20 protein-coding genes are annotated in these 24,985 nt (G+C 65.0%); 7 read left to right on the top strand and 13 right to left on the bottom strand.

What is annotated here, in order from left to right; genetic code table 11:
- Position 1 precedes the first annotated feature (1 nt).
- The 5 genes from ACFTR6_RS09005 to ACFTR6_RS08985 all read left to right on the top strand — a co-directional run bounded on the left by ACFTR6_RS09005 (position 2) and on the right by ACFTR6_RS08985 (position 6,120).
- Positions 2 to 2,686: a LuxR C-terminal-related transcriptional regulator gene (locus ACFTR6_RS09005; RefSeq protein ID WP_377957649.1), complete on the top strand. Its 2,685-nt coding sequence runs from the start codon at positions 2 to 4 to the stop codon at positions 2,684 to 2,686.
- A 139-nt stretch (positions 2,687 to 2,825) separates the two neighbouring features.
- Positions 2,826 to 3,719, top strand: coding sequence for an NAD-dependent epimerase/dehydratase family protein (locus ACFTR6_RS09000; RefSeq protein ID WP_377957648.1), 894 nt, complete (start codon positions 2,826 to 2,828; stop codon positions 3,717 to 3,719).
- Between the two features lie 45 nt (positions 3,720 to 3,764).
- The gene (locus tag ACFTR6_RS08995) at positions 3,765 to 5,108 is read left to right on the top strand and encodes a Wzz/FepE/Etk N-terminal domain-containing protein (RefSeq protein WP_377957647.1); all 1,344 of its coding nucleotides are present in this window, start codon (positions 3,765 to 3,767) and stop codon (positions 5,106 to 5,108) included.
- A complete protein-coding gene (locus ACFTR6_RS08990) occupies positions 5,105 to 5,554 on the top strand; it encodes a UDP-N-acetylglucosamine--LPS N-acetylglucosamine transferase (protein ID WP_377957646.1) in 450 nt (149 codons plus the stop codon). Before ACFTR6_RS08995 ends, ACFTR6_RS08990 begins: the two co-directional genes overlap by 4 nt.
- Positions 5,551 to 6,120 (top strand): glycosyltransferase, encoded by a 570-nt coding sequence (locus ACFTR6_RS08985; RefSeq protein ID WP_377957645.1) that lies wholly within the window; start codon positions 5,551 to 5,553, stop codon positions 6,118 to 6,120. Before ACFTR6_RS08990 ends, ACFTR6_RS08985 begins: the two co-directional genes overlap by 4 nt.
- A gap of 71 nt (positions 6,121 to 6,191) precedes the next feature.
- On the opposite strand, the gene ACFTR6_RS08980 is transcribed toward ACFTR6_RS08985, so the two are convergent.
- The 7 genes from ACFTR6_RS08980 to ACFTR6_RS08950 form a co-directional block, all read right to left on the bottom strand.
- Positions 6,192 to 7,712, bottom strand: a complete 1,521-nt coding sequence (locus tag ACFTR6_RS08980) for a polysaccharide biosynthesis C-terminal domain-containing protein (protein WP_377957644.1) — start codon at positions 7,710 to 7,712, stop codon at positions 6,192 to 6,194.
- Positions 7,709 to 8,986: an O-antigen ligase family protein gene (locus tag ACFTR6_RS08975; RefSeq protein ID WP_377957643.1), complete on the bottom strand. Its 1,278-nt coding sequence runs from the start codon at positions 8,984 to 8,986 to the stop codon at positions 7,709 to 7,711. The genes ACFTR6_RS08980 and ACFTR6_RS08975 overlap by 4 nt, the downstream gene beginning before the upstream one ends.
- Positions 8,983 to 9,930 carry a glycosyltransferase family 2 protein gene (locus ACFTR6_RS08970; protein WP_377957642.1) on the bottom strand — a complete coding sequence of 316 codons (948 nt, stop codon included), beginning with the start codon at positions 9,928 to 9,930 and terminating at the stop codon, positions 8,983 to 8,985. The genes ACFTR6_RS08975 and ACFTR6_RS08970 overlap by 4 nt, the downstream gene beginning before the upstream one ends.
- Positions 9,927 to 10,661 (bottom strand): CDP-alcohol phosphatidyltransferase family protein, encoded by a 735-nt coding sequence (locus ACFTR6_RS08965; protein ID WP_377957641.1) that lies wholly within the window; start codon positions 10,659 to 10,661, stop codon positions 9,927 to 9,929. Before ACFTR6_RS08965 ends, ACFTR6_RS08970 begins: the two co-directional genes overlap by 4 nt.
- The gene (locus ACFTR6_RS08960; protein ID WP_377957640.1) at positions 10,658 to 13,513 is read right to left on the bottom strand and encodes a fibrinogen-like YCDxxxxGGGW domain-containing protein; all 2,856 of its coding nucleotides are present in this window, start codon (positions 13,511 to 13,513) and stop codon (positions 10,658 to 10,660) included. Before ACFTR6_RS08960 ends, ACFTR6_RS08965 begins: the two co-directional genes overlap by 4 nt.
- Positions 13,514 to 13,535: 22 nt before the next feature.
- On the bottom strand, positions 13,536 to 14,189 hold the full coding sequence (locus tag ACFTR6_RS08955) for a hypothetical protein (RefSeq protein WP_377957638.1): 654 nt from the start codon (positions 14,187 to 14,189) through the stop codon (positions 13,536 to 13,538).
- A gap of 253 nt (positions 14,190 to 14,442) precedes the next feature.
- On the bottom strand, positions 14,443 to 17,307 hold the full coding sequence (locus ACFTR6_RS08950; RefSeq protein ID WP_377957637.1) for a fibrinogen-like YCDxxxxGGGW domain-containing protein: 2,865 nt from the start codon (positions 17,305 to 17,307) through the stop codon (positions 14,443 to 14,445).
- 389 nt (positions 17,308 to 17,696) lie between these two features.
- Here ACFTR6_RS08950 and ACFTR6_RS08945 point away from each other — a divergent pair, with 389 nt between their 5' ends.
- Positions 17,697 to 19,205, top strand: coding sequence for a sugar transferase (locus ACFTR6_RS08945; RefSeq protein ID WP_377957636.1), 1,509 nt, complete (start codon positions 17,697 to 17,699; stop codon positions 19,203 to 19,205).
- Between the two features lie 44 nt (positions 19,206 to 19,249).
- Positions 19,250 to 19,708, top strand: coding sequence for an adenylyltransferase/cytidyltransferase family protein (locus ACFTR6_RS08940; protein WP_377957635.1), 459 nt, complete (start codon positions 19,250 to 19,252; stop codon positions 19,706 to 19,708).
- 10 nt (positions 19,709 to 19,718) lie between these two features.
- Here the strand turns inward: ACFTR6_RS08940 and ACFTR6_RS08935 are convergent, their stop codons facing one another.
- Genes ACFTR6_RS08935 through paaA form a run of 6 tightly spaced genes read right to left on the bottom strand, consistent with a single transcriptional unit; the run spans position 19,719 to position 24,675 of the window.
- Positions 19,719 to 20,498: an enoyl-CoA hydratase/isomerase family protein gene (locus ACFTR6_RS08935; RefSeq protein ID WP_377957634.1), complete on the bottom strand. Its 780-nt coding sequence runs from the start codon at positions 20,496 to 20,498 to the stop codon at positions 19,719 to 19,721.
- A 38-nt stretch (positions 20,499 to 20,536) separates the two neighbouring features.
- The gene (paaE, locus tag ACFTR6_RS08930) at positions 20,537 to 21,763 is read right to left on the bottom strand and encodes a 1,2-phenylacetyl-CoA epoxidase subunit PaaE (protein WP_377957633.1); all 1,227 of its coding nucleotides are present in this window, start codon (positions 21,761 to 21,763) and stop codon (positions 20,537 to 20,539) included.
- Positions 21,764 to 21,774: 11 nt separating this feature from the next.
- A complete protein-coding gene (gene paaD / locus ACFTR6_RS08925) occupies positions 21,775 to 22,311 on the bottom strand; it encodes a 1,2-phenylacetyl-CoA epoxidase subunit PaaD (RefSeq protein ID WP_377957671.1) in 537 nt (178 codons plus the stop codon).
- A 5-nt stretch (positions 22,312 to 22,316) separates the two neighbouring features.
- The gene (gene paaC, locus ACFTR6_RS08920; protein WP_377957632.1) at positions 22,317 to 23,231 is read right to left on the bottom strand and encodes a 1,2-phenylacetyl-CoA epoxidase subunit PaaC; all 915 of its coding nucleotides are present in this window, start codon (positions 23,229 to 23,231) and stop codon (positions 22,317 to 22,319) included.
- Complete coding sequence (gene paaB, locus ACFTR6_RS08915) at positions 23,228 to 23,638, bottom strand: 1,2-phenylacetyl-CoA epoxidase subunit PaaB (protein ID WP_076800801.1); 411 nt, start codon at positions 23,636 to 23,638, stop codon at positions 23,228 to 23,230. Before paaB ends, paaC begins: the two co-directional genes overlap by 4 nt.
- Positions 23,635 to 24,675, bottom strand: coding sequence for a 1,2-phenylacetyl-CoA epoxidase subunit PaaA (gene paaA, locus ACFTR6_RS08910; protein ID WP_377957631.1), 1,041 nt, complete (start codon positions 24,673 to 24,675; stop codon positions 23,635 to 23,637). Before paaA ends, paaB begins: the two co-directional genes overlap by 4 nt.
- Positions 24,676 to 24,985 lie beyond the last annotated feature (310 nt).

The following is a 24,985-nucleotide window of genomic DNA, read 5'->3' as shown; positions in this document are numbered from 1 at the left end:
GATGACCATGCTCAGTCTGGTGGGCCGGTCCGCCGCCATCGAGTCTGTGATCGCGAGTGTGACTGAACCCGCCCGCTGCGGCTCCCTGGTCATCGGCGAAACCGGAATGGGCAAGACGGCCGTGGCTCAGGCGGTCGCCAACGCCCTCAGTGCAGAGCGGCCGGTATTCCGCATAAGCGGTACGCCCGCCCTGTCAAAGATGCCGTTCAATGTGCTGGCACCGTTCCTGGGGGGCCTGGAAGCCGGCAGGGAACCAACCCAAGAGGAGGTTTTCCGGGCAGTTTGCGGCTACTTTCGGGGCCAGCGGACAGAGTTCGGCCAAATACCCCTCATTCTCGTTGACGACGCTCACGACGTGGACGCGGACTCACGGGCTATCCTCGCCCGCGTGGTGGTCACTGACACTGCCCGGATCGTAGCTCTCTCGCCCCGCTCATCCATGCCGCTTGAGTTCATGGAACTGTGGACGGACGGATTCCTGGGCCGCTGCGACCTCCATCCGCTGACACCTGATGAAATCCACAGCCTCTGTGAGACATGGCTTCAGGGAAAGGTACTGCGGAGCGTCAGTGCCCTGCTTGCTGAGATTTCGAAGGGCAACCCCCTGTTTGTCCAGGCCCTGCTGAGACATAGCCGTGCGGACGGGAGCCTGTTCGAGCGCAACGGCGTCTGGCTTCTGGCCACGGCTCCATCCTCCGAACTTCCGTTTCTTGAACGGCTGAGAAGCGAACTGAGGCGTCTGTGCAGTGACGAATTTGAGGTCCTGGAAGCCGTAGCCCTGGCGGAGCCCCTGCCCGTGGACGTCCTCATACGCGCAGGCATGGGGAACGTGCTGGACGATCTGAGACTGCAGGAACTGATCACAGTCTCGGCAGACGTCCCCCGGTCCGTGCTTCTTGCCAATCCGCTCTACTCGGAGGTGCTCCGCAGAACGGTGCCGCCCGCCCGCAGTTCCGAATTGAGGCAAAAGTATGGAGAACCGGCAGAGGACATGCCGAATGACCGGCTGATCCGTCACGTCACGTGGGCTCTGGACTGCGGCGCTCCGCTTTCCGACGATGTGCTGATCCGGGCTGCCCGCGCAGGCAACGAAGAGTTCGACTTTGAGTTTTCGCTGAGGGCCGCGGCCGCTGTGCAGGGCGCCGACCGTCGGGATGAGAATCTGCTGGAGACGGCCATCGCACACACGCACCTGGGGCATCATCTCGTGGCCCGGGACCGGCTGGAGCACGTCCTGCACGAGTCAATAAACCTGCCAGTCTTGGCCAGGGCGGCGCTCTGGATCTGCCGCATGCGGATGCCGGGTAGCGACTCCGGGCAGCCGCGCAGGCGGAGTATCTTGCTGCAGGGCACCGCCGAGAGAATTGCCGGGCTTCGCACCGGCGGGGCGGGTGACAGTGAAATTGACGTCCTAACGGGCCTGATGGACCTCCTTCACCACATGGCGGAGGGCAAGTCGCAGCAGGTGGAGGAAGCGCTGGCCAGAATGGCCTGGCAAACGCCCGGAACCGACGTCCGAACGCGGGCTGCCTCCCTCACCCTTCTTGGTAACCTGCTCAATGAGTCCGGACGCTTTACCGCCGGCCGCACCGCCACGTCGTCGGCCCTCAGCCTGGTCGAGGACAATCCAGCGGAACTGCGAATGGAATTCGACTATGTCTTCTTCCATCACGTCACCGGTCTTGTCCTGGGAGGCAGCTGGGGAGAAGCGGCGGCCCGCCTGGCAGACTACCGGCGGATCTGCTCCCGGAACCTGATCTACTCTGGCGCGGTGCTCCAGCTGCTTGAAGGGATCCTTGCCGTCCGGCAGGGCCAGGTGTATTCGGGACTTGAACAGCTCCACCCGGCGCTCGAGGGCATCCGGCTTGGACGATACTCCGAATTTCTGCCCTTCGGACTGGGAACGATGGCCTACGCAGCCGCGCTCAGCGGCAAGCCAGCCTTGGTTGATGAGTGCATTGAGTCTTTTCCCCGGGAAAGCCCCTGCAACGATAAGGGCCTCTATCTTGTGGGGGAAGCATACTCGTTGGCTGCCATGGCGGTCATCGGAAGAGGGGACGATGCCGTTCAGCAGCTTGCCAAACTTGCCCGGCAGGCGAATGCCGACGGCTTGCTGGCCGTGGAACGGGAAGCCCTGGCCCTGGCAGTATGCACCGGCGACGCCGGCTCCGCAGACCGGCTGGCCGAGCTGACAGCGATGCTGGAAGGGCCGATGTCCGAAGTTCTCCGCCGCTATTCCTGTGCCATCAAGACGCACGACCCCGAAGCCATGGCCGAAACAGCCGAGAGCGCACGGCGCGCAGGGTTGCACCTGCTGGCCGTGAGCAGCATGGAACAGGCTGTCGCAATGCTTAGTGCAGACGCCGACCGCGCCCAACGCAGCGAGGCACAGATGCTGCTGCGGCACTACAGGTCGCTGCTGGATGGACCTGTAGTGCTCAGCAGCCATGAATCATCCCGCGCCAGCCGTTTAACGCCACGCGAGCAGGAGATCGTGGAGCTGGTGCAGGGTGGCCGGTGCACCCGTGACATCGCCCGCACTCTTTCTCTGTCCGTGCGGACCGTGGAAGGCCATCTCTACAGGATCTTCGCCAAACTTGGCGTGAGCAGCCGGGCGGACCTTCTGGTTCTGGACGCCTGGCCGCGCCTTGCACAGGACGATTCGCCCTCCGCACGGGGTCGGTAAGCAAGCAAGTAGTGATCGTTCCCCAGTGAGTATGGCCTCCCAACACCTCGAGTAGCCGACGCCGGAATCAGAGTCTTGCCTACTCGTGCAGCGCTGGACACTGAATTTTAGGCTCGAGGCATTCAAGGAGGGTAACGCAGTGAAAACCCTGGTTATTGGTGCAAACGGATTTGTCGGTCGAAGCTTCTGCCGCGTCCTGGGGCCGGAACACGAGGTGATTGTGGGCGCGCGGGCACAGGGAGAAGGCCGAGGCAGGTCCCAGTATGTCGATCTGCTGCAGCCATCATCAATCGCTGCCGCCCTTGCCCATGTTCAGCCCGACGTCATCATCAACTGCGCGGGGGTCATGACCGCGGACGGGACCGCAACGAATACTGCAATGACAGGAAACCTGCTCCACGAAGTCCTGAAGTCCGGGCGTGATCTGCACAGTGTGGTGGTCTGCGGGTCCGCGTCGGTCTATGGCTCCGTTGAGCCGGACGAGCTTCCGGTGCACGAGTCGAACCAGTTGCGGGCGGTCAGCGTCTATGGACGGGACAAAGTAGGTGAGGAGTGCATCGGACGTCTCTACCGCTACAGCTTCGGCATACCTGTGGTGACCGCCCGGATTTTCAATCCCATAGGTGCGGGCATGCCGGGACGGCAATTGCTGCCCAGCATTTGCCGCCAGCTACAGCAGTGGAAGGCAGGCCGCAGGGAGCGCCTGGAAGTAACCCGGCTGGATGCCGCACGCGATTACTTTTCCGCAGTTGACGTCGCCCGGGGACTGGCTGCCCTTGCTTACGGCCAGCCGCGCGAATTCGCCTACAACATCGGCTCAGGAAAGAGAACCTCGAACGGAGCCCTCCTTCAACGCCTCTTCACGCTTGCGGGACTGGACTGCGCTCCCCCGGTCCGGCAGTCCAGCAGCACCCCTCAACTACCCCTCGCGAGCCAGGCAGCCACACAAGCCATCAACTCCGAATTCGGGTGGACACCTGAAGCAGCACTCGACGACAGCATCTTGGAGGTGCTCGATGAAACAGTCCGATAACCACATGCCCCTCCCTGTGCCGGGAATGTTGGAACGGGAAGTGGCATGACTGACGGCAGGCCCGCTGCCACTGTCCGGTTGAGGGATCTGGCTGGCCAGGTGGCGCGGCGCTGGATGCTGGTGGTGTCCAGCATCGCCCTTGCTACCGGTGCCTGCCTTGGGGCCAGCACTTTCGTGCAGAAGGAATACACTGCGGTGGCGTCCCTTGCCGTATCCCCGCTAACCACCAATCCGTTCTCGTCCGCCGCGGTCAATCAGCAGATCAACATCGTGACCGAGCGCGCCATCCTGGAATCCAGCGAAGTTGCACGGATGGCATCCAAAAAACTTGGGCCGGGCACCGCCGCGCCCCACCTCCTGCTCAACCAGGTTGACGTGGCAGCACCCTCGGGCTCACAGGTGCTCGAGGTCAGTGTCACGGCACCGGATCCGCAGGAGGCGGCGGACTACGCCAATGCGATGGCGGCAGCTTACCTCCAGTTCCGTGCCGAAGGGGCTGCCGCGGTGGCCTCCGGGTACGTGAAGGCTTTTGACCGGGAGATCGGCCAGCTCACGGCCATCAAGAATCCCACGCCCGGCCAGGCACAGCAACTGTCCGATGCCGTCCAGCAGCGGCAGAACTTCATCCTTGTCGCAGACAGCCCGGGACGGATCATCGGCGTCGCCCACGCACCCTCTGACCCATCCTCATTGGGCCAACGCACTTTCCTCATCGCCGGGCTGGCCGGAGGGCTCCTCCTGGGAATCGTTGCCGCCCTCCTGCGGGAGCGCCTCGACACGAGGGTCCGGACAAGCAGGAGGCTCAGCGAAGCTTGCGCCGTGCCTGCCTTGAAGGTGGCAGAAGAGGGCGACGCCGAAGGGATGCGCTGGGTGCTCCGGCAACTCAGGGCGGCTCCCGCTGAAAGCCCGGGCGGCCCGATGATCGTCAGCACGATGCCCGTTACGGGCAAAGGCCGGTCCCCGCGGGGCTTCGTCAACGGACTGGCCGAGGTGGCGCGCACGGCCGGGCTCGCCATCCTGGTGCTGCGGCCGGCGGACATCGATCCTGCAAAGGTGGACCAGGGCTGGCCGGGCGGGATGCCTGACACCTGGGCCCATCTGGATCTTGTCATTCTGGAGTCCGACCACCGGCTCAAAGGTGCGCGCCGTGCACGCCTTGCCGACCACCTCGACGCGGCGGTGGTGCTCGCCACTGCCAAGAGCAGCCTGAAGGACCTGCGGCATCTGCATTCCGATCTGGGCGAGAGCAAGGCCCGGCGGGTTCCCGTGCTGCTGGGGAAAAGATTCAACGACGGCGGGACCCAGGACCGTGAGACGGGCTCGCTCATCACTCTTCCCACCCCGACGACGGCGGATGAGGAAGCTGCCGAAAGAAAGGAACCAGCGTGAAAATTCTCTTTGTGACATCGCCCGGAGGGCATTTAGGGCAGATCATTCCCCTCCAAGACTGGTGGAAGGAGCACAGCCGCTCCTGGGTCACCTTCAAGCAGACCGACGCCGAAAGGGCACTTTCGGAGGAGGATGTGACGTGGGCCTTTTTCCCCACAACGCGGAACATACCGAACGCCCTGCGGAACCTGCGCCTTGCCCTTCCCACCCTGCGCCGGATCAAGCCTGACGTCCTCGTCTCCATCGGCGCGGGAGTCAGTGTCCCGTTCTTCATCATTGCGCGGTTCCTGGGCATCCGGACGGTATTCATCGAATGCATCGACCGCATCACTCTCCCCACCCTCAGCGGGAAACTTTGCTATCCGCTCTCCGACCTCTTCTGCATCCAGTGGGAGGAGCAGCGCCGCTTCTACCCGGAATCCGTCAACATAGGACCAGTGCTATGAATTTCTACGGAACACCCAGGATTGTGGTTTCAGTGGGGACGGACTACCACACCTTCGACCGGCTGGTGACGTGGATGGACGGATGGCTGGAGCAGCAGTCCGCTCCCCCCAGCTGCCTGGTGCAGCACGGCGCCAGCCGCCCTCCGCATTGCGCGCCGGGGGTGACCATGGTCTCGCACGAGGAAATTCTGGACCTTTACGCCGGGGCCGAAATAATAGTGGTTCAGGGCGGCCCGGGTTCCATCATCGACGCCCTCTCGACGGGGCACGTTCCCATCGCAGTTCCGCGACGCGCGGCGCTGCATGAGGTGGTTGACGACCATCAGGTCGAATTTGCCCGGCAGATGGAGCGGCAAGGCCAGGCTGTTGTGGCTGAGACGAAGGAATCCCTGTGGGCTGAACTTGAGCATGCCATGCGGGAGCCCCGGGACTTCTGTACCGCTCCGCGGCCCTCCGGCTCCGCTGAGGCTGCCCTCAGGCTGGGACGGGCCGTCGAAGAAATTCAGAAAGCCCCCGCCGGCATCGTTTCGATGCGACGAATCCGGCAGCTGCTGGCGCACCACTGATTTCCCCACCGTTTTCCTGGTGCCTCCTCGCGGTGACCTCAATGGAGAGGACCGCGAGGAGGCACTGTCATTTAGAAGCGGAATGTGATCCGGCCCAGCCGGTGCAGCAGCGCGAGGGCGCCGGCATAGATGGCTCCGCCGAAGCCGACCGTTAGCAGCAGGCCCTCCAACGACGGTCCAAAATGGAGGCGTGCCAGCAGACCGCCCGCTCCGAATACGCACAGGGCCAAGGCCGCGGGCAACAAGAGGGAGCGCCACGGGGCTGCGATTTTCATGACGGTGCCCACCTGGAAGGCAGCCAGCGAGCAATCGACCAGAACGGCGGCTGCCCACGCGGTGGCTGCGCCGGCAATTCCCCAGACCGGTATCAACGTGAGGTTGAGGGGCACGGCGACGGCGAGGGCTGCCGTCTTGTTCAGCAGTTGCCAGCTGCTGTGGCCCCCCATGAGCAACACGCTTTGGACGCCACCGGCCGAAACAGAGAGCAGCATGGCCGCGCCGATGATGATCAGGGCTGGCGCACCGGAGTCGAAGCCCGGACCGAAGACGGACATGACAGCGGGTCCGAAAGTTATCAGCAGCAGGTAGAAGGGCCATGCCCCCAGAATGAGCAGGCGTGTTGCTACGGAAAACACCTGGCGGGCGCGGGCCGCATCACCGGTGGCGAGAGTGGAACTGATGACAGGGCCCGTGACCATGCGGACGCTGTGGTCCAGCATGACTCCCAGGCGAACACACCTGTTCACGGCTCCATAGATTCCACCGGCGGCCGGCCCCAGCAGGATGAAGACCGCAATCACGTCAACCCACTCCAGCAGGACCTCCACCACGGAACTCGCACCACGGGCCCCGGAAAATGCCCAGAACCCCCGCACCGTCTCCATGCCCTCGGCCTTCATGCGGTCCGCCGTTTGTCCGGTCCAGGAGCGATGCATCTCGCGCCGGAGCGCCACAACGCCAAAGACTCCGGCCGCCAGAATCGGGACGGTCCAGGCCGTGACCAGGTGCGTCAGGCCGGCTCCGAACGCCAGGACCAGCAGAATGCCCGCAAGCCTCAAAGAAGGCAGCACAACGTTTTGCAAAACGGTGAAGGTGACCACCGCATGGAAACCGCGGAGGGCCCCAAAAACAGCGGTGAGGAGCGCACTGACGGGCAGGTAGAGCGCAGCCAGCCGAACGCCGTCGGACACCCAGCCGTCAGCTCCTCCCGGCAACACCTCCTGCATGTCCGCTGCCAGCCACAGAAGTCCGCCCACCAGCAACGATGCGGCGGCCACCGGGATGCACGCCGTCGCGAGTACGCGTCCTACAATCCGCTGCCGCCCGAGCGCCAGTGCGGCCGAAACCGTCCGTACCAGCCCGGTGTCCGCGCCGAAGGTGGCAACCGCCGTGGCGATGGCGAAATATGCCACCAGCTGGAAAAAGATGCCGGCGCCCGATTCGCCGAGGGTGTTGCTCACCACCAGGGTGGTGCCGAAGGCGACGGCGGCGCCGAACAGCACGCAGCAGAACGTTACGGCCCCTGTTTTCAGGAGCCGTTCGCCGGCCTTCCCATGGGCGGGGGCGGAAGTGCCCCCTGTCCGGACGCTCATGCCAGTGTCTCGCTGAAGGGCCGTGCCCTCAGCAGGACCGCCAGCGTCAGGGCCACGACGGTCAGCTGCAGCACGTCGAAACTGTAGAAGGCGGCAATCGCGGCTGCCGCGACCGGGACGCTGTGCAGCCAGAGTCCTGTGTTGCCACGGGCATGCCACGTCCGGAAGATTCCGCTGAGAAGGAAAATCGCAAACAAGCCGAGGCCAACGAACCCGTAGGAAAACATGAGCATCCAGATCTGGCCCTGGGTTCCGAGTGATACGCCGATGCTTTCTTCGAGGCGTGGTGCTCCGTAACCCAGCAGCGGGGACTTCAGGGTAGCCTCGAGGGTCTCGGCGTAAAGGCTGAAGCGGCCGCCGGTGCTGTCGCTGTACTTTTGGCGGCCGAGTATCTGCTCCAGCGTGCCGGTGGCTACCAGGGCAAAGTAGGCGGTTCCTGCGACGGTTCCGAGCGCGGCGACCCGCAGAAGGTGTCCCCGGCATCCCATCCGCACCAGGACATAGGCAATGGCCACACACAGCCCAACCAGCATTCCGCGGTTTCCGGTAGCCAGCGCCGGGATGACGGATGCCGCCAGCAGCAACAGGATCGCGGCACGTCCCCACGTTGACCGGAATGTACCCAGCGCCGCGATGGCCACCGGCGTCATGACCACGAATGCCACGCCCCAGCTGTTGCTGTAGGGAAACGGCGCGGCAGGCCTCTCGTAGGGCTCGGGCGCGCCCCACGGTCGCTGGATTTCGGCCATCCGGGGAAAAACCAGGTCATGGACGAGGGGATTGGATGTCAACGCTGGCGGCAGCAACGCGCCCACCGGCGTTGAAAGCCGGACCTCAGGTGCCTGGGTGGCGATGAGGCCCAGGACAACCACTGTGGCCCAGACGCAAAGCGTTCCGCCAATGATCTTCCGTGCGTTGAGCGTTTCGCGGGCGTTGATGTAGTAGAGCATGAAGATGCCTACGGCCAGGAGATTCCCGTACCGCTGGGCAAAACCGACGAGGCTCATGGCTGAGGGCAAGCTGACGGCGGCAGCAGCAGCCCAGAGCAGAAAGGCGAACCAGGGCAGGATGCCGGGAACCAGGTCAAGCCGCCGTCGAAGCACCATCAGGGTAGCCATGACGGCGGCAACGGTCATGGGCGCGAACGGGGCCGCCCCCAGCAGCCACCACACGGGGAAACCGGCCAGCAACACGTACATTGGCCATGCAGGAAGGGCGGCATCACCGCGATCGGTGAGGGTTGCTGGCAGCCGGACCCGTTCCTGAAGGCTCACAGGCCACGTCCCCGGCGCTCCACCACACTCAGCATCAAGCTGGCCGGGACCAGGCGCAATCCGACCAGGACCGCAGCGTAGGCACGGAGCTGCCTGACGTCCCTGCTCCATGCCCGCCACGCCCAGGTGACTGCTTCCTTGGTGTTGCCGGCTGCGGCATGCGCAAACGATATCTGTCCGGCTATCCGCGCGGTTCCCCGGGAAGTGCCCTCAAACTCGGGAAATTTGGCCAGCAGGTAGGTCAATCCGGCAGCAATGTTTTCCCAGCGGCCCGAAAAGAAGGATGCCCGGTCCCAGTGCACGATCACCAACGGTTCCAGGACTGACAGTACCGGCCCATGGCGGGTGGCCCGGAGCAACAGGTCATAGTCTTCCCCGTACGAGGCGGGCAGGTTCTCATCCACCAGGCCTGTATGGCCTTCCAGCAGGTGAGCACGGCGGTACACCAGGCTGGAGGGATGCACTGCCGTCACACGCGACTCCAGAAAGTCCGCCATGTGCACGGCGGCCGGCGGGATCCGGTCATGGGAATCCGTCCGCGTGCGGATGGTGATTCCGGTGGCCAGCGCGACGGCCTCGGGATGTGCGGCCCACAGCCCCATCTGCCGGGAGAGTTTCGCCGGGCACCATTCGTCGTCGTCATCGCAGAAGGCCACACACTCTCCCCGTGCCGCCAGGATTCCGGTGTTCCTGCCGCCGGCGAGGCCGGGCGTCCGGGCGTTCCTCAGGGTCCTGAGTATTCGCAGCGGCCGGGAAGGTCGAAAATACCGGGAAGGCAGGTCCCCCAGCGGGTCGATGTCGATGCCGTCGAACACCACAATGACCTCCACGGCACCGGCGTAGTCCTGCGCCAGGATGGAACGCACTGCCCGCCGCAGCAGCTCGGGGCGGCCGCAGGTGGCAATCACCACGGTGATCGTCGGGTGATGCTCCAGGGTTTTCATGCGTTTGTCCTCCGATCTGCACCGCTGAGAGCCATGAACTTCCGTTGCACAGACGCAATCACCACGGCCAGGTTCAGAAGGAACAGGCCGCCGTAGGCCCCGATGAAGAGGACCGGATTTCCCCAGGCGAGGAAGACCCAGCAGAGAGTCCCCATGTCGGTGGGCAGCAGCAGCCAGGACCGGAACGTCCCGGTGGGAGCCTCGGCGGGAGTTTCCAGGGTTTTGAGGAGCTGCTCGGCCAGGATCTGGCTCATGAAGTGGCCCACGCTTGTCAGGGTGTAGGCCAGCGGAAGCCAGGCGCTCCACTCCGGCAGCAGGCCTCCCTGCACGATCCCCACCAGCACCGCGAGATGTATCGCGGGTACGCGGACGGAGTCCACCAGGTGGTCCAGCCATTCTCCGGCGAGGCTGGTGGTTCCGGTCAGCCTGGCCACCTGGCCGTCCGCTGAATCCAGGACATAGCCCGCTGCCAGGAGCGCCGCTATGGCGGCACCCAGCCAGGGTGATGCCGGGGCAGCGGCTATCAGCCCGACGGCGGCAGCTGAGAATGCAGCGCTGATCATCGTGATTCCGTTGGCTGAGATGCCCCGGCTCGCCGCGGCGGCCGCCGCGTAGCGGGCCAGTCTCCTGTTGACCCAGCGCGTGTAGGCCGGCACGCCGTGGCCAGGTTTTTGGGCGGTGTGCAGCAGATACAGCGCATGGCTGTAAACGGGGGTTTTAACTGTGGTCATGGCTTCAGGACAGCCGTTGCGGTGAGCTCAAAGCTGTGGTCGGGTGTGGATCTGAAGTTGGAGTGGACTTCGGCACTGAGCACGTTGACTCCTGTTGTTAGGGCAGAACCCGGCAGTGTGATCCGTACCGGATTTGCGGTGGCGAAGGTGGTCCGCGGAGCGGCTGTGGCGAAGCTGTTGTTGGTGATGGTCCCGGCAGGCATGTTGACCCGTGTCACTTCGGTTCCGTTCAGATAAAGCACCACGCCGTCATCCGCCCGCGTCACGATATTTACTTCAGCTACGGTGCCTGGATCGGCCACCGTAAAGGCCTTGCGGTAATGGCTCGACAACGGCCGCGTTCCCTCGGCCACGAGCTCCGTGGCTATGGATGGGCTGCCCCAGCCCAGCGGGGCGTTGCCGTTGTTCCAGGCCGAATCGTCGAAGCCGGTGGTTCTCCAGGCGGGATCCGGAGCTTCGAGGGCAAAGCGGTATTTCCACTCCGCACCCGCCTGCACCAGTTGAATCGAGGCTGCGGGCTGCGGTGCCGTGGCCACTGCCGTGCTCGCTGAGTAGTTTGAGGCCGCATCGGCAGCCCGCACAAAGTAGCGGGCATTTGCCAGCGCCGGCACCTGGACCGTGGTTTGGGTAGTGGTGGCAATCACCCGGTCCTCGAGGATGACGTGGTAGATGCTGGGCGACCCCGAGGACGCGGTCCAGCTGAGCGTGTCCGTGGTTCCGTCCGTAGTGACAGTGAGGCCCGATGGCGTGCCGGGTGCGGTGGCGTCCCGCGGCGGGAAGATTACGAAGCCGCCGGACCATTGATTCGCTCCGCTGGCAGTGACGGAGGATTCGAAGTCTCCGCCGGTCCAGATCTTGCCGAGGCTGTCGATGAAGATTCCCCAGGCGCCGTAGCCACCCCTGCCCTTAAGAACGGGATTGAAATCGGGGATGTAGTCCCCGGTGGCCGCATCCCAGGCCCCGACCAGGTTGATGCGGTCAGCGCTGGTCCACTGGGTGCCGACATTGCTCCACGTGAAGGCGTTCGAGTAGTTCCAGTCATCGCAGTGGCAGCCGCCATAGACAACCCCGCCGCCTTCGGCTATGCGCTGGAAGTCCCCGCCGGCTTTCGTGATGTTTCCGGACATGCGGGCCAATGTCTGCGTGTCAAAGCTGAATAGGTTGTGTTGGGAACCACCCAGCCAGACCCTGTTGCCGGCTTCCTGGATAGCCAACTGGAAATCCGTGCCGGACGTCGTCGACGGGGTCCAGGTCCAGGGTGCCAGCGGTGCTCCCGCAACCGTCCGGACCGCGGCGGCACGGTAAGCAGTCGCATTGTTCGACATGGAGAAGTAACCGGACGCATACAGCCGTTCGCCGTTCGCGGCCGCGTCGATGGCCACCACCGTGCCGTTGAAGGCAGGATTCCAGCCCGCATCGGGCGTCGCATCCGTCGCCCGGACGCGGGCGCCGGCACGGGCGTAGACAGGGTTGGCCGCGGTGCCGCCGGTCAGATGGGTGAAGGCCCCGCCCAGGTAAAGCCAGCCATTTCTTACGGACAATCCGCGGACCTGCACAGTTGCGCCGGTCAGGCGGTTCTCCAGCTGCAGGCGCCAGGCAGCATCAGTTGAACCGGAGACCGGGTCCAGCGCCGCCACCCCCACGGCCGGGGCTCCGTTGACCGTGGTGAACTCACCCCCGACCACCAGCTTGCCGTTTGGAAGAACGGCAAGCGACTTGACCTGGCCGTTAAGGACCGGCCGGAAGGTGCTCACCCATTCGCCGGTGTTCACGTTGAACCCGGCAACATAGGACTGCTCCACCCTGTTGAGTCCGGCGGCATTCCGCTGGACATACCGGAAGTTACCGCCGACAAAGACGGTGTTGCCGATCTGGGCAAAGTCCTGAACTTCCGTGTTCATCTCCCCTCCACGCCCGTTGGCCAGCCCCGTCACTCCCCACACAGTCGGCTGGGCGCCGTTCTGCGGAAGAGGCCGCTGCGAAAACCCTGGCGTCCCGGCGTCTCCGACAGGGGTGAAGGTGATATCTGCCTGCGTCAGCCTGGGCCGGAGGTACATCTGGGTGAAGGGACGGGCGTTGCCCGCGGTGGCGGTGGCAGACCACACATGGCTGGATGCATCGGCTGTGCCTCGAATGTTGCTGCCGAAGGCCCAGCCTTTCGTCCAGTTCTGGGCCGCTGCCTCGGACGTCACCACCCGGTTGAAGTTTTGATCAGTGCCGAAGCTGCTGGTCAGGCCACCACTGAAATTCCCGGCACCGAACGTGAAGGACGCAACCCGGTGCTCAGCGCCGAACGTCCAGACCCAGCGGTCCATGTTGGTGACCCTGAACCTGGCCTCCTGCCAGTTGAGGCCGTCCGGGGACGTGGCCCGGCGGAGACGGAAGCCGTCCGGCAGCAGATCCGGTGCCTGCCCGTTCAGGAGGCCGTCAATCACGGTGGCGGAAAGCTGACGGGGTGTAAATGCGCCCGTTCCCGTCACTGTCGTGCGCACCTGCGCGGTGGTTCCCACGCCCTGGTAGATCTCTTTCCACCCTTCCCGGCCCCGGCCAATCAGGACCCAGCCGCCGCCGTCGGTCGCCTGGTCGCAAAAGAACTGCTCCGGCGCCGGCATCCGCGGCGTCAGGAGCCAGTAAATCCCGGAGGGCGCACTGGGGGCGGTTTGCTTGATCTCCCAGCAGGACGCAGCGGCGCGCAGCTGGGTTGTTCCGTCCCGGATTATCGGTTCGTCGGCCGCCGCAGCCGGGGGCAGGGATGAGAGCAAGGTGATGGGAAGCAGGACGGCCGCCATTGCAGCGGCTAATACCTTGGCGCGGTTCATGGTGCGCAGCCGGAGCAGTCTGGCGTTTTGCATCGGATCTGCCTTTCCCAACACGTCAGCATGCAGCCACGTCGGGGAAGCTGTGGGCCACCACGACCCACTTCCCGTCGTGTTGCTGAATATCAAAAATGTTGATGGCGGTCCGGGTCCCGGGCGGGGCGGCAGCCAGAACAACGGCGCCAGCGGTATCGCGGATTTCAACCCCGCTTGAGTCCAAACAGCTGGAGAACCTGTGGGTGGGGACCCGGTCCAGAAGGAGCACTTCCACCTTCCCGGTTCCGGTGACCTTGACTGAACCGGTCTGCACCCACTCGTTGTGTTGGAATTCGTGGAATCGGGCCTGCAGCTCCCCCAAGGCCGAGCCGCGGGCAACGGCCGCGAAGTCCGGCATGACAGGTTCCGGTTTCTCGACGCCCGGCGGCGTAACCGGGGCCGAGACCTTGCCGGCGGCCGTTTCGAATGCGGCACTCGCCCGTCTCAGCTCCGCTATCGGAGCCGCCGGCAGCTCTGCTTTCGGGGCCGCCGGCAGCTCTGCTTTCGGGGCTGCCGGCTTTTGTTCCGCCAGAGCGGGATCGAGCTGCGGTTTGGCCGCCCCAGGCTGGGTGTCCTGTCTGCCGGCGTGATCGGCAGCGGGGACAGCCCCGCCTGGGACAACCGGGAGGGCGTCGCCGAGGAGAACCTGGTGATCGGACACAGCCGCGTCAGCCATGGGCTGGTCTTCCGGAACCGCTGGGCCGGAAGAAGCCGCAACCAGACCAACGAGGACGGCGGTTACCGAGGCTGCACCAATTCCACCGCCTATCCGCAGCCGGCGGCGAGACCCATGACCTGCGGTGCCACCGCGCGGTGTCCGCGGCGAGCCTGATGATGATCGACGTGTTTTCACTTCTGAAACCTTTCGGGGACTATCTCGAGAACGGGCCGGTGTGGTCAGCCTGTGGCGTGCAGGCTGTGGGGTGCGGTCATGGCTTCAGGACAGCTGTGGCGGTGAGCTCGAAGCTGTGGTCGGGTGTGGATCTGAAGTTGGAGTGGACTTCGGCGGTGAGAACATTGACTCCTGCGGCCAGGGCAGAGCCCGGCAGTGTTAACCGAACCGGGTTTGCGGTGGCCACATTGGTGCGGGGAGCCGCTGTGGCGAAGCTGTTGTTGGTGATGGTCCCGGCAGGCATGTTGACCCGTGTCACTTCGGTTCCGTTCAGATAAAGCACCACGCCGTCGTCTGCGCGCGTGACGATATTCACTTCGGCCACGGTGCCGGGATCGGCCACGGTGAAGGTCTTGCGGTAGTGGCTCGACAGCGGCCGTGTCCCCTCGGCTGTCAGCTGGGTGGCGATCCCGGTGCTGCCCCAGCCCAGCGGGGCGGTGCCGTTGTTCCAGGCTGAATCGTCGAAGCTGGTGGTTCTCCAGGCGGGGTCCGGAGCCTCGAGGGCAAAGCGGTATTTCCACTCCGCCCCGGCCTGCACCAGCTGGACCGGGGGCCGCGGTGGCGTAACGACGGCGGTGCTGGCTGAGTAGTTTGAGGCCGCATCGGCAGCCCGCACGAAGTAGCGGGCATCGGCCAGCGCCGGCACCTGGACTGTGGTTTGGGTGGTGGTGGCAATCACGCGGTCACCGCGGATGACGTGGTAGACGCTGGGCTGCCCGGGGGACGCGGTCCAGCTGAGCGTGTCCGTGGTTCCGTCCGTGCTGGCTGTAAGGCCGGTCGGCGTGCCGGGTGCAGCGCTGTCCCGCGGCGGGAAGTTCACGAACCCGCCGGACCATTGGCCCGCTCCTGTGGCAGTGACTGAGGATTCGAAGTCTCCGCCGGTCCAGACCTTGCCCAGGCTGTCCACGAAGATTCCCCAGGCGCCGTAGCCAACGCGGCCTTTCATGACCGGGTTGAAGTCGGGGATGTAGTCGCCGCTGGCCGCATCCCAGGCGCCGACCAGGTTGATGCGGTCAGCGCTGGTCCACTCCGTGCCTACATTGCTCCACGTGAACGCGTTCGAGTAGTTCCAGTGGCCGCAGTGGCAGCCGCCATAAACAACTCCGCCGCCTTCGGCCACGCGCTGGAAGTCACCGCCGTTTCTGGTGATGTTTCCCGACAGGCGGGCGAACGTCTGCGGGTCAAAGCTGAAGAGGCTGTGTTCGGAACCGCCCAGCCATACCCGGTTGCCGGCCTCCTGGATCCCCAGCTGGAAGTCCCGGCCTGTATTCGTCGACGGGGTCCAGGTCCAGGGTGCCAGCGGTGCGCCCGCAACGGTTTGGACCGCTGCAGCACGGTAGGCCGTTGCGTTGTTCGACATGGAAAAATAGCCGGATGCGTAGAGCCGTTCGCCGTTGGCAGCGGCATCAACCGCCACCACGGTGCCGTTGAAGGCGGGGTTCCAGCCCGCGTCGGGCGTCCCGTCCGTCACCCGCACCCGGGCGCCGGCACGGGCGTAGACGGGGTTGGCCGCGGTGCCGCCGGTCAGATGGGTGAAGGCCCCGCCAAGGTAAAGCCAGTCGTTCCTCACGGACAGCCCGCGCACTTGGACCACCGCCCCGGTGATGCGGTTTTCCAGCTGGAGCCGCCACCCCGGGTCAGTTGCACCGGTTACCGGATCCAGGGCGGCGATGCCCACGGCCGGGGCCCCGTTGATCATGGTGAACTCACCACCGACCACCAGCTTGCCGTTGGGCAGGCTCGCCAGGGACTTGACCTGGCCGTTAAGGACCGGCCGGAAGGTGCTCACCCATTCGCCGGTGTTGACGTCGAACCCGGCAACATAGGACTGCTCCACCCTGTCCAGCCCTGCGGAGTTCCGCTGGACATAACGGAAGTTGCCGCCAACATAGACGGTGTTGCCGATCTGGGCGAAGTCCTGTGCTTCGGTGTTCATTTCTCCCGTGCGCCCGTTGGCCAGGCCGGTCACGCCCCACACCGTGGGCTGGGCGCCGTTCTGCGGAAGCGGGCGCTGCGAAAACCCCGGCGCCCCGGCATCGTCGGGGGCGGCAAACGTGATGTCCGCCTGCGTCAGCTTCGGCCGGAGGTACATCTGGGTGAAGGGTCGGGCGTTGCCGGTGGTGGCAGTGGCAGACCACACATAGCTGGATGCATCGGTGGTGCCTCGGATGTTGCTGCCGAAGGCCCAGCCCTGGGTCCAGTTCTGGGCTTCCGCCTCGGACGTCACCACCCGGTTGAAGAGCTGGTCAGTGCCAAAGCTCCTGGTCAGGCCTCCACTGAAATTTCCGAGGCCAAAGGTGAACGACGCAACCCGGTGCTCGGCGCTGAACGTCCAGACCCAGCGGTCCATATTTACGACCTTGAATCTGGCCTCCTGCCAGTTGAGGCCGTCCGGGGACGTGGCCCGCCGGAGACGGAAGCCGTCCGGCAGCAGATCCGGAGCCTGCCCGTTCAGCAGCCCGTCAATCACGGTGGCGGAAAGCTGTCGGGGCTCAAAGGCGCCAGTACCCGTCACCGTCGTCCGTACCTGCGCGGTGGTTCCAACGCCCTGGTAAATTTCCTTCCACGCTTCCCGGCCACGGCCAATCAGGACCCAGCCGCCGCCGTCGGTTTCCTGGTCGCAAAAGAACTGCTCCGGCGCCGGCATCCGCGGCGTCAGGAGCCAGTAGATCCCTGATGGCGCACTGGGGGCGGTTTGCTTGATTTCCCAGCAGGACGCTGCCGCACGCAGCTGGGTTGTTCCGTCCCGGACTATCGCCTCGTCGGTTGCCGCTGCCATGGGCAGCGATGACAGCAGGGAAACAGGAAGCAATGCCGCGGCCAGTATCGCGGCCAGGACCCTGGCGCGGTTCCGGGCGCGCGGCGTCCCCGGCGAGCCTGATGATGATCGACGTGTTTTCATTCCGGAACCTTTCAGGCGGTTTCCAAGTCGCGGTTCGGTCACGGTAGGCCCCGGTTGCGAGACCGTTCAAGGCACTTTGGGCCGTTTCAGCGAGGTCCCGTGCCGGATCGAAAAAGACAGGTAAATGGGCTTCCGAGTCCAAGTAGCTCTCCGAACATGCGAGTAATTGGCAGGGCACGTTTCACGTATGGAAGCTCCGGATTCGGGTTGGGGACACTCGTGAAGGCAGCCCTCCCGCCGCATAGCTTTTTCCCACTGGATTAGACGGAAGTGGAAGCTGACGCCGCCAGGTGCCAATGGAGAAATGCCTCCGAGTCGGCAGGCGGCGCGCCCTCTGTCCGCCCCTTCCCTGCTTTCACAGACATTCCTACGAATCGAAGGTTTACGTCATGACTGCTATGGGCACAGGCACCCGAAAAATCGGCGGGGAGCTGCCGCAAAGTCCCGCATCCCCCGGCCTGCATCCGGACAACGGAGTCGTGGCGGAGGACCTGCAGGAGCCGCTTGGAATACGGGGACAGAACTGGGTGCGCCAACACCGCATGGCCCTGACCGTGGCTGATCTTTGCTGCATTGCCGCGGCCACCGGGCTGGCGGCCGCGGCCTTCCCGCAGCCGGACACCGGATACCTGGGCGCCGCCGTCGCCGGCCTCTGGCTTCTTGGCCTGGCGGCATACAGGAGCAGGGACTTCCGGGTCCTGGGAACGGGCACCGAGGAGTATAGGCGCGTGGTCACTGCCTCGCTGATCACCTTCGGCGTCCTCTCCATCCTGTGCCAGCTGCTGGTGACCGGAGTGGAGCAGGACTTTTTTGTACTGGCCTACGCCTCCGGGCTTGCCGCTCTTCTGTGCGGACGCCTGGCGTTGCGGCGTTGGCTCGCCAGGCAGAGGACCCAGGGCCGGTGCCTCTCGCGAGTGGTGGTGCTCGGAGAACAGGACAACGTGGAGTACGTCATTGGGCAGATCCGGAAAAAGTCCGCGGGCGCATACCTGGTGGTGGGCGCCGCCCTCGTTTCTGAGCAGGACACCCTCAGCGTGGACGGCCAGCAGGTGCCGGTTGTCTCCGACGTCCGGTCCCTGATCCCTGTGCTCAAGAGCATCGCACCCGATGCCGTCATAGTTGCCGGGCCCGTGCCAGGGGGCAGCGAATTTGTCCGGGACCTCGGTTGGCGCCTGGAGGAAAGCGGCACTGAACTGGTCCTTGCCACCGGCCTGGACAATATTGGGGCACCGCGCATCTACGTCCGCCCGGTTGAGGGACTGCCTCTGATGCACATCAACGTGCCGAGCTACTGGGGACTCAAGCACGTGGCCAAACGGCTCATGGACATCGTGCTCTCCGGCTGCGCCCTGCTGGTGCTGCTTCCTGTTTTTGCCGCGCTGGCCTGGCTGGTTACCTACGACAGCCGCGGCCCCGCGATCTTCCGGCAGGAGCGGGTTGGACACCGGGGCCGGACGTTCATCATGTACAAGTTCCGCTCGATGGTCCAGACCGCGGAATCGGACCTGTCCGGTTTGGTTGACCGCAGCGAAGGTGCCGGCCTGCTGTTCAAGTTGCACGAGGATCCGCGCGTCACCCGGGTGGGCAAGTGGCTCCGGCGCCATTCACTTGATGAGCTTCCGCAGCTGTGGAACGTCTTCAAGGGGGACATGAGCCTCGTTGGGCCGCGCCCTCCCCTGCAGTCCGAGGTTGCGGCCTATGAAAGCGCCGTCCATCGCCGGCTGTACGTCAGGCCCGGACTGACCGGAATGTGGCAGATCAACGGACGCTCCGACCTGAGCTGGAAGGACAGCGTGCGGCTGGACCTCTACTACGTGGAGAACTGGTCCCTCGCCGGAGACCTGCTGATCATGCTCCGGACGGTCAAGGAGCTCGTGAAGCCTCACGGGGCGTACTAAGACGGCCCCCACTCCATAAAAATCAGCCCGGAAGGAACACCTCGATGACGGCGAAAATCGGGTACGCGGCAGGAGCCTACGACCTCTTCCATATCGGCCACCTCAACCTTTTGAAGCATGCCAGAAGCCAGTGCGATTACCTGATAGCGGGTGTGGTGGACGACGACCTTGTAGAACTGACCAAAGGAAAACGCCCGGTGATCCCGTTGGCTGAACGCCTGGAAATCGTGGACAGCATCAAGTTCGTTGATGAAGCGCGGCCGGAAATCTACGCCGACAAACTGGAGACGTGGCGTGAGGTGGGCTTCCACATCTTTTTCAAGGGAGACGACTGGAAGGGCACGCCGCAGGGAATGACCCTGGAGCGGCGGTTTGGCGCCGTCGGGGTGGAAGTCCTCTATTTTCCCTACAGTCTCCAGACCTCGAGCACCCTGCTGCGACGAGCCCTGGACGCCCTTGCCGAGCAGGATCCAGGGGGAAGGGCGTCGTTTGAGGCGGGGTGAGGCCGCTCAATCACCCTTTGAACTGCGGCTCCCGCTTTTCCTGGAACGCCTTGAAACCCTCCGCGTAGTCCTCCGTCTTGCAGAGGCGCGCCTGCTCAGCGTTCTCTTCCTTCATCGACGTCCACAGCCCAAGGCGCTGGTCGCGGATGTGCGCCACCAGCTCCTTGCTGGCCTTGAACGCACCCGTCGCACCGGTGGCCACGCGGGCCACAATGGCACGGGTTGAATCGAGCAGCTCCTCGGCAGGAAGGGCCCGGCTGAACATCCCCTGCGCCACGGCTTCAGATCCCGAGATCAGCTCCGCCGTGTAGATCAGGTCAAGCGTCCGGTGCATGCCCAGCCGCTCGGTGAAGTACCAGTGCCCGCCGGAATCCAGCGTGGCACCGAGCTTGGCGAAGGGCGAGCCGAACTTCGCGTTCTCCGCCACGTACACCACGTCGGTGGCCAGCAGCAGACCCAGCCCCACGCCCAGGCAGGCGCCCTGCGCCGCCGCGAACGTCGGCGCAGGGAACGCGCTCATCTTCTCCAGCAGCGGCTGCACCAGCCCGCCCAGGTACGCCTCGGCGTCGTCGTTCTCCGGCGTGACGCCGGAAATGTCCCGGCCCGCGCAGAAAGCGCGCCCCTCTCCCCTGAGCAGCAGTGCCCGCACCTCGCCGCGGGAGGCGGCGGCAACGGCGTCGTCGTACGCTTGGGACAGCTCCGCCAGCGCCTGCTCGTCCAGAGAGTTCAGCTTCTGCGGGGCATTGAGGACAACTTCGGCGACGCCGCCGGCGATGGAGAGGGAGATCATGGGTGCTCCTAGCGTTGAGACCAAATATTCAGAAGGGGCTAAACGTCGAAGTCGACCGTGACTTCCTTGCTGGTGGGGTGGGACTGGCAGGTCAGGACGTAGCCCTTGTCCAGCTCATCCTGCTCCAGCGCGTAGTTTTCGTCCATGGTCACGGAACCAGTGACCACCTTGGCGCGGCAGGTGCCGCACACTCCCCCGGCGCACGCGAACGGCACGTCCGGGCGGACCCGCAGCGCGGCGTTGAGGATGGACTCGCGGGCATGCGTGGGGCTGGCGACATCGCCCTGCAAGCCGTCCAGCTTGAACGTGATCTTGTACGTCTCCTGCGACTCGTCCTCGATGACGGGACGGCCGGCATTGCCCTCCGGCCGGTCCGGCTTCCCGGAGGTGAACAGCTCGAACCGGACGTGCTCCGGCTTCACCCCGCGCTCGGCCAGCGTGTCCCGGCACAGCTGCACCAGCTCGAACGGCCCGCACAGGAACCACTCGTCCACGTCGTCCGCGTGGATGGCGGTGCCCAGCAGCTTCTGCAGCTTCTCGGCGTCGATCCGCCCGCTCAGCAGCGGCGCGATCCGCTGCTCCCGGGACAGCACATGGTGCAGCGCCAGGCGCTGCGGATACTTGTCCTTCAGGTCCGCCAGCTCCTCCAGGAACATCACGTCCATGGCGGCCTTGTTGGCGTAGATCAGGTCGAACCGGGTGTCCGGGTTGGCGGCCAACAGCGTCCGGGCGATAGCAATCACCGGCGTGATGCCCGAGCCCGCAGCGATCGCCACGAAGTTCCCCGGCTCCCCCGCCAGCTCCTCGGGATGGTTCATGGAGTTCATGACATTCTGCTCCACGGTGTTGCCGTCCCGGCCGTGCTTGGAAACGAACGCGCCCATGGGGCTCATCACGTCCAGCGTGTCCCCCGCCTTCAGCCCGGCGTTGGCCCACGTGGAGAACAGCCCGCCCAGGTCCTTCTTGATGGCCACCCGGATCTCGCTGCTGCCGTCCGCGAAGCTGCGCGGCTCGGCACAGATGGAGTAGCTGCGGCGGATCTCCTTCGGCTCGCCGGTCTCGTCCGGGAGCGTGGTGCGCAGAGCCACGTACTGGCCCGGCAGGTAGTCGAACTGCCCGGCCAGCTCGGCCGGCACCGCGAAGGTCACCTCGATGGCGTCCTCCGTCAGGCGGCGCACCTCCGCGACGGTCAGGGAATGGAAGGTCGGACGACGGCGGCCGGCGGCCTCTGCCGATTCGGCTGCGGTCTGGCGGACAACGGGCATGGGCTTTTTCCTTACAGGACTTTGAAGTAGTCGAACGGTTCCCTGCAGTCCTGGCACACGTAGAGCGCCTTGCAGGAGGTGGAACCGAAGCGGGTGAGTTCCTTGGTGTTCAGCGACGAGCACTGCGGGCACTTCACGGCCAGGCTCAGGCGGACCGGTCCGTTGTGGCCGAGGGTTGCTTTGCCGGTGGGCGGTGCGATGCCGTACTCCTTCAGCTTGGCCTTGCCGGAATCGGTCATCCAGTCCGTGGTCCACGCCGGGCTCAACACCAGCTCCACGTGCACGCTGGGATAGCCCTCCTTGTGAAAGACAGCCTTCAGGTCATCCCGGATGGCGTCCATCGCCGGGCAGCCGGAATATGTGGGCGTGATGGTGACCTGGACAGCGGGCACCGGCCCGCCGTCGTCGAACAGCTTTACCTCCCGCAGGATGCCCAGGTCCTCGATGGTGAGCACCGGGATCTCCGGATCGCAGACGGTGGCGGCGATGTCCCACGCCTTCTGCCGGGCGGTTTCCCCGGTCCTGGTCTGGAAGTCCGAGATGTACATGGCAGTCACCAGCTTGCTCCGGGATGCTCGCGGGCCAGCACCTGCATCTCGGCGAGCAGGTAGCCCAGGTGTTCCGAGTGCCTGCCCTGGCGGCCGCCGCCCGGCGCTGCCGGGACGTCCGGGACTTCCAGTTCGGCCTCCGCGAGGACCGCTCCGGTGAGGCGGTCAAAGTCCGCCTTCAGGCTGGAAGGTTCGACGGCGGCACCGGACTCCGCGAGCCGGTGCGTCAGCTCATCGTCCACGAAGAGCTCGCCGACGTAGGGCCAGATGAGCTTCAGGCCGCGGATCATCCGTGTTCTGGATTCTTCCGTTCCGCCGGCCAGGCGGAGGACCCACTGGGTGCTGTGGTCGCGGTGGTAGTCCACTTCCTTCACGGCCTTGGCGGCGATGGCAGCCAGTGTTGCATCCGTGGACTCGGTGAGCCGGCGGTAAAGCTCGAACTGGTAGTAGCTCACCACGAACTGCCGGGCGATGGTGACGGCGAAGTCCCCGTTGGGCTGCTCGAACAGGTGCGCGGAGCGGAACTCGTGCTCGCGGCGGAAGTAGGCGAGGTCGTCCTCGGATTTTTCCCAGGCGCCGCCGGCGTAGCTGAGGAAGCTGCGGGCGTGGCCCAGCTGGTCCAGGGCGATGTTGCCCAGGGCCACGTCCTCCTCCAGCTCGGGGGCGCGGGAGATCCAGTGGCCCAGGCGCTGGGCCAGGACCAGGGCGTCGTCGCCGAGGCGCAGCGCGTACTCGGCCACGTCCTCGGTGGGCTTGGCCAGGCCGGTGCGGACCTCGAGTGCGATGTCCTCCGGGCGGAGTGCGTTGCCCGGGGTGATGCGGGTGGCGCTGGCGCTTCCGTCGCCGCTGGCGCCTGCGCCGGCGACGCCGACGGAGATGTCGCCGTGGCCTTCTGTGTGCGTTGTCTCCGGGGTGGTCACAGGTGCTTCACGCCTTCGCTCTTGGTGTAGTACGTGGCATGCCGGTAATCCTTGCCCTGGGGCGACTCGAAGAACGCGCCCTTGGCGTCCGGGTCGCTGCTGGCGATGGCGTCGGCCGGGACCACCCAGATGGATACGCCTTCGTTGCGGCGGGTGTAGAGGTCGCGGGCATTACGCAGCGCCATCGCGGCGTCCGGCGCGTGCAGGCTGCCGGCGTGCACGTGGGACAGCCCGCGGCTGGACCGCACGAAGACCTCCCACAGCGGCCATGCGCTGCGGTGCAGCGGGGCCTCGACAGGCTCAACCGCCGGGCTTGCGGACTTCTCGGGCTCAGGCACCGGGGCCACGGGGCTGTTCTCAGTCACCGGTTTTTCGCCAGGGAATTCTGGGTTGCCATGGGGGCTCATGCTGCGTATTCCTTCGTCGTCTTTGACTGTTTTGCTGCGTAGGCGGCCGCTGCCTCCCGGACCCAGGCACCGTCGTCGTGCGCCTGCCGGCGGCGCTCAAGCCGCTGTGAATTACAGGGGCCGCGGCCGGCCAAAACTTCCTTGAATTCATTCCAGTCCAGCGGGCCGTGTTCCCACTTTTTGGTGTCCTCGTTGTAGCGGACCTGGTCATCCGGGAGGGTGAGGCCCAGCACCTTGACCTGCTCCACCATCATGCCGACGAACCGTGAGCGCAGCTCGTCGTTGCTGAAGCGCTTGATGTTCCAAGCCATGGACTGCTTGGAGTTGGGGGAATCGTCGTCCGGCGGGCCGAACATCATCAGGGAGGGGGCGTACCAGCGGTTCACCGCGTCCTGCGCCATCTGCTTCTGCGCGGGAGTTCCGTTGGAGAGTTCCAGCAGGATCTCGAAGCCCTGGCGCTGGTGGAAGGACTCTTCCTTGCAGATGCGCACCATGGCCCGGCCGTAGGGACCGTACGAGGCGCGGCACAGCGGCACCTGGTTGCAGATCGCGGCGCCGTCCACCAGCCAGCCGATGGCCCCCATGTCCGCCCAGGTGAGGGCCGGGTAGTTGAAGATCGAGGAGTAGCGGGCCTTGCCGGCGATGAGGTCGTCCATCATCTGGTCCCGTGACTGGCCGAGGGTTTCGGCGGCCGAGTAGAGGTAGAGCCCGTGGCCGGCCTCGTCCTGGACCTTGGCCATGAGGATCGCCTTGCGCTTCAGGCTGGGGGCGCGGGTGATCCAGTTGGCCTCCGGCTGCATGCCGATGATCTCCGAGTGCGCGTGCTGCGAGATCTGGCGCAGGAGCGTCTTGCGGTAGGCAGCGGGCATCCAGTCGCGCGGCTCGATCCGGGAATCCTCGGCGATCACGCGGTCAAAGTACGCCTGACCCTCGGCCTCCAGCTGGTCCTGTGCCGTGCCAGCGCCTTCTGTGTTTTGCGCCGCCGCGGCGGGGGCTGCCGGCTGGCCAGGCACTGACTGCAGGTTCTGCGCTGCCATGGTTGCTCCTATGCATTCACGTCCGTACGGAACCTCGGTCCGCACCGGAAAGATTATTTACCGACCGTTCGTTCAGGATATGCGGAAGAAAAGTGCAGCGTCAAGCAAGGGACACAGAAAAGCGGGGGGGGGGTGGGGGGGAAGGAGCGGCGCCGGGGGGGCGGGGACGGTAAAAAAAAAAAAAAAACCACACAAAAAAACCCCCAAAACAAAAAACAAATACAATAAAACAAACCAAAAAAAAAAAAACAGAAACAAAAATTAACGAAAAAAAAAATAAATTGAATAAAAAATATATTTTAACACCCAA

The organism is Arthrobacter sp. NPDC057009 (assembly GCF_042673905.1).
Classification (GTDB): domain Bacteria; phylum Actinomycetota; class Actinomycetes; order Actinomycetales; family Micrococcaceae; genus Arthrobacter.
Note: the sequence above shows the minus strand (reverse complement) of the source record. Positions and strands in the feature narration are given on the sequence as shown.

Coding starts and splice junctions, on each gene's coding strand:
- ACFTR6_RS09005 (WP_377957649.1), top strand. CDS start 2: ATGACCATGCTCAGTCTGGTGGGCCGGTCCGCCGCCATCGAGTCTGTG.
- ACFTR6_RS08995 (WP_377957647.1), top strand. CDS start 3,765: ATGACTGACGGCAGGCCCGCTGCCACTGTCCGGTTGAGGGATCTGGCT.
- ACFTR6_RS08985 (WP_377957645.1), top strand. CDS start 5,551: ATGAATTTCTACGGAACACCCAGGATTGTGGTTTCAGTGGGGACGGAC.
- ACFTR6_RS08980 (WP_377957644.1), bottom strand. CDS start 7,712: ATGAGCGTCCGGACAGGGGGCACTTCCGCCCCCGCCCATGGGAAGGCC.
- ACFTR6_RS08970 (WP_377957642.1), bottom strand. CDS start 9,930: ATGAAAACCCTGGAGCATCACCCGACGATCACCGTGGTGATTGCCACC.
- ACFTR6_RS08965 (WP_377957641.1), bottom strand. CDS start 10,661: ATGACCACAGTTAAAACCCCCGTTTACAGCCATGCGCTGTATCTGCTG.
- ACFTR6_RS08960 (WP_377957640.1), bottom strand. CDS start 13,513: ATGCAAAACGCCAGACTGCTCCGGCTGCGCACCATGAACCGCGCCAAG.
- ACFTR6_RS08955 (WP_377957638.1), bottom strand. CDS start 14,189: ATGGCTGACGCGGCTGTGTCCGATCACCAGGTTCTCCTCGGCGACGCC.
- ACFTR6_RS08950 (WP_377957637.1), bottom strand. CDS start 17,307: ATGAAAACACGTCGATCATCATCAGGCTCGCCGGGGACGCCGCGCGCC.
- ACFTR6_RS08945 (WP_377957636.1), top strand. CDS start 17,697: ATGACTGCTATGGGCACAGGCACCCGAAAAATCGGCGGGGAGCTGCCG.
- ACFTR6_RS08940 (WP_377957635.1), top strand. CDS start 19,250: ATGACGGCGAAAATCGGGTACGCGGCAGGAGCCTACGACCTCTTCCAT.
- ACFTR6_RS08935 (WP_377957634.1), bottom strand. CDS start 20,498: ATGATCTCCCTCTCCATCGCCGGCGGCGTCGCCGAAGTTGTCCTCAAT.
- paaE (WP_377957633.1), bottom strand. CDS start 21,763: ATGCCCGTTGTCCGCCAGACCGCAGCCGAATCGGCAGAGGCCGCCGGC.
- paaD (WP_377957671.1), bottom strand. CDS start 22,311: ATGTACATCTCGGACTTCCAGACCAGGACCGGGGAAACCGCCCGGCAG.
- paaB (WP_076800801.1), bottom strand. CDS start 23,638: ATGAGCCCCCATGGCAACCCAGAATTCCCTGGCGAAAAACCGGTGACT.
- paaA (WP_377957631.1), bottom strand. CDS start 24,675: ATGGCAGCGCAGAACCTGCAGTCAGTGCCTGGCCAGCCGGCAGCCCCC.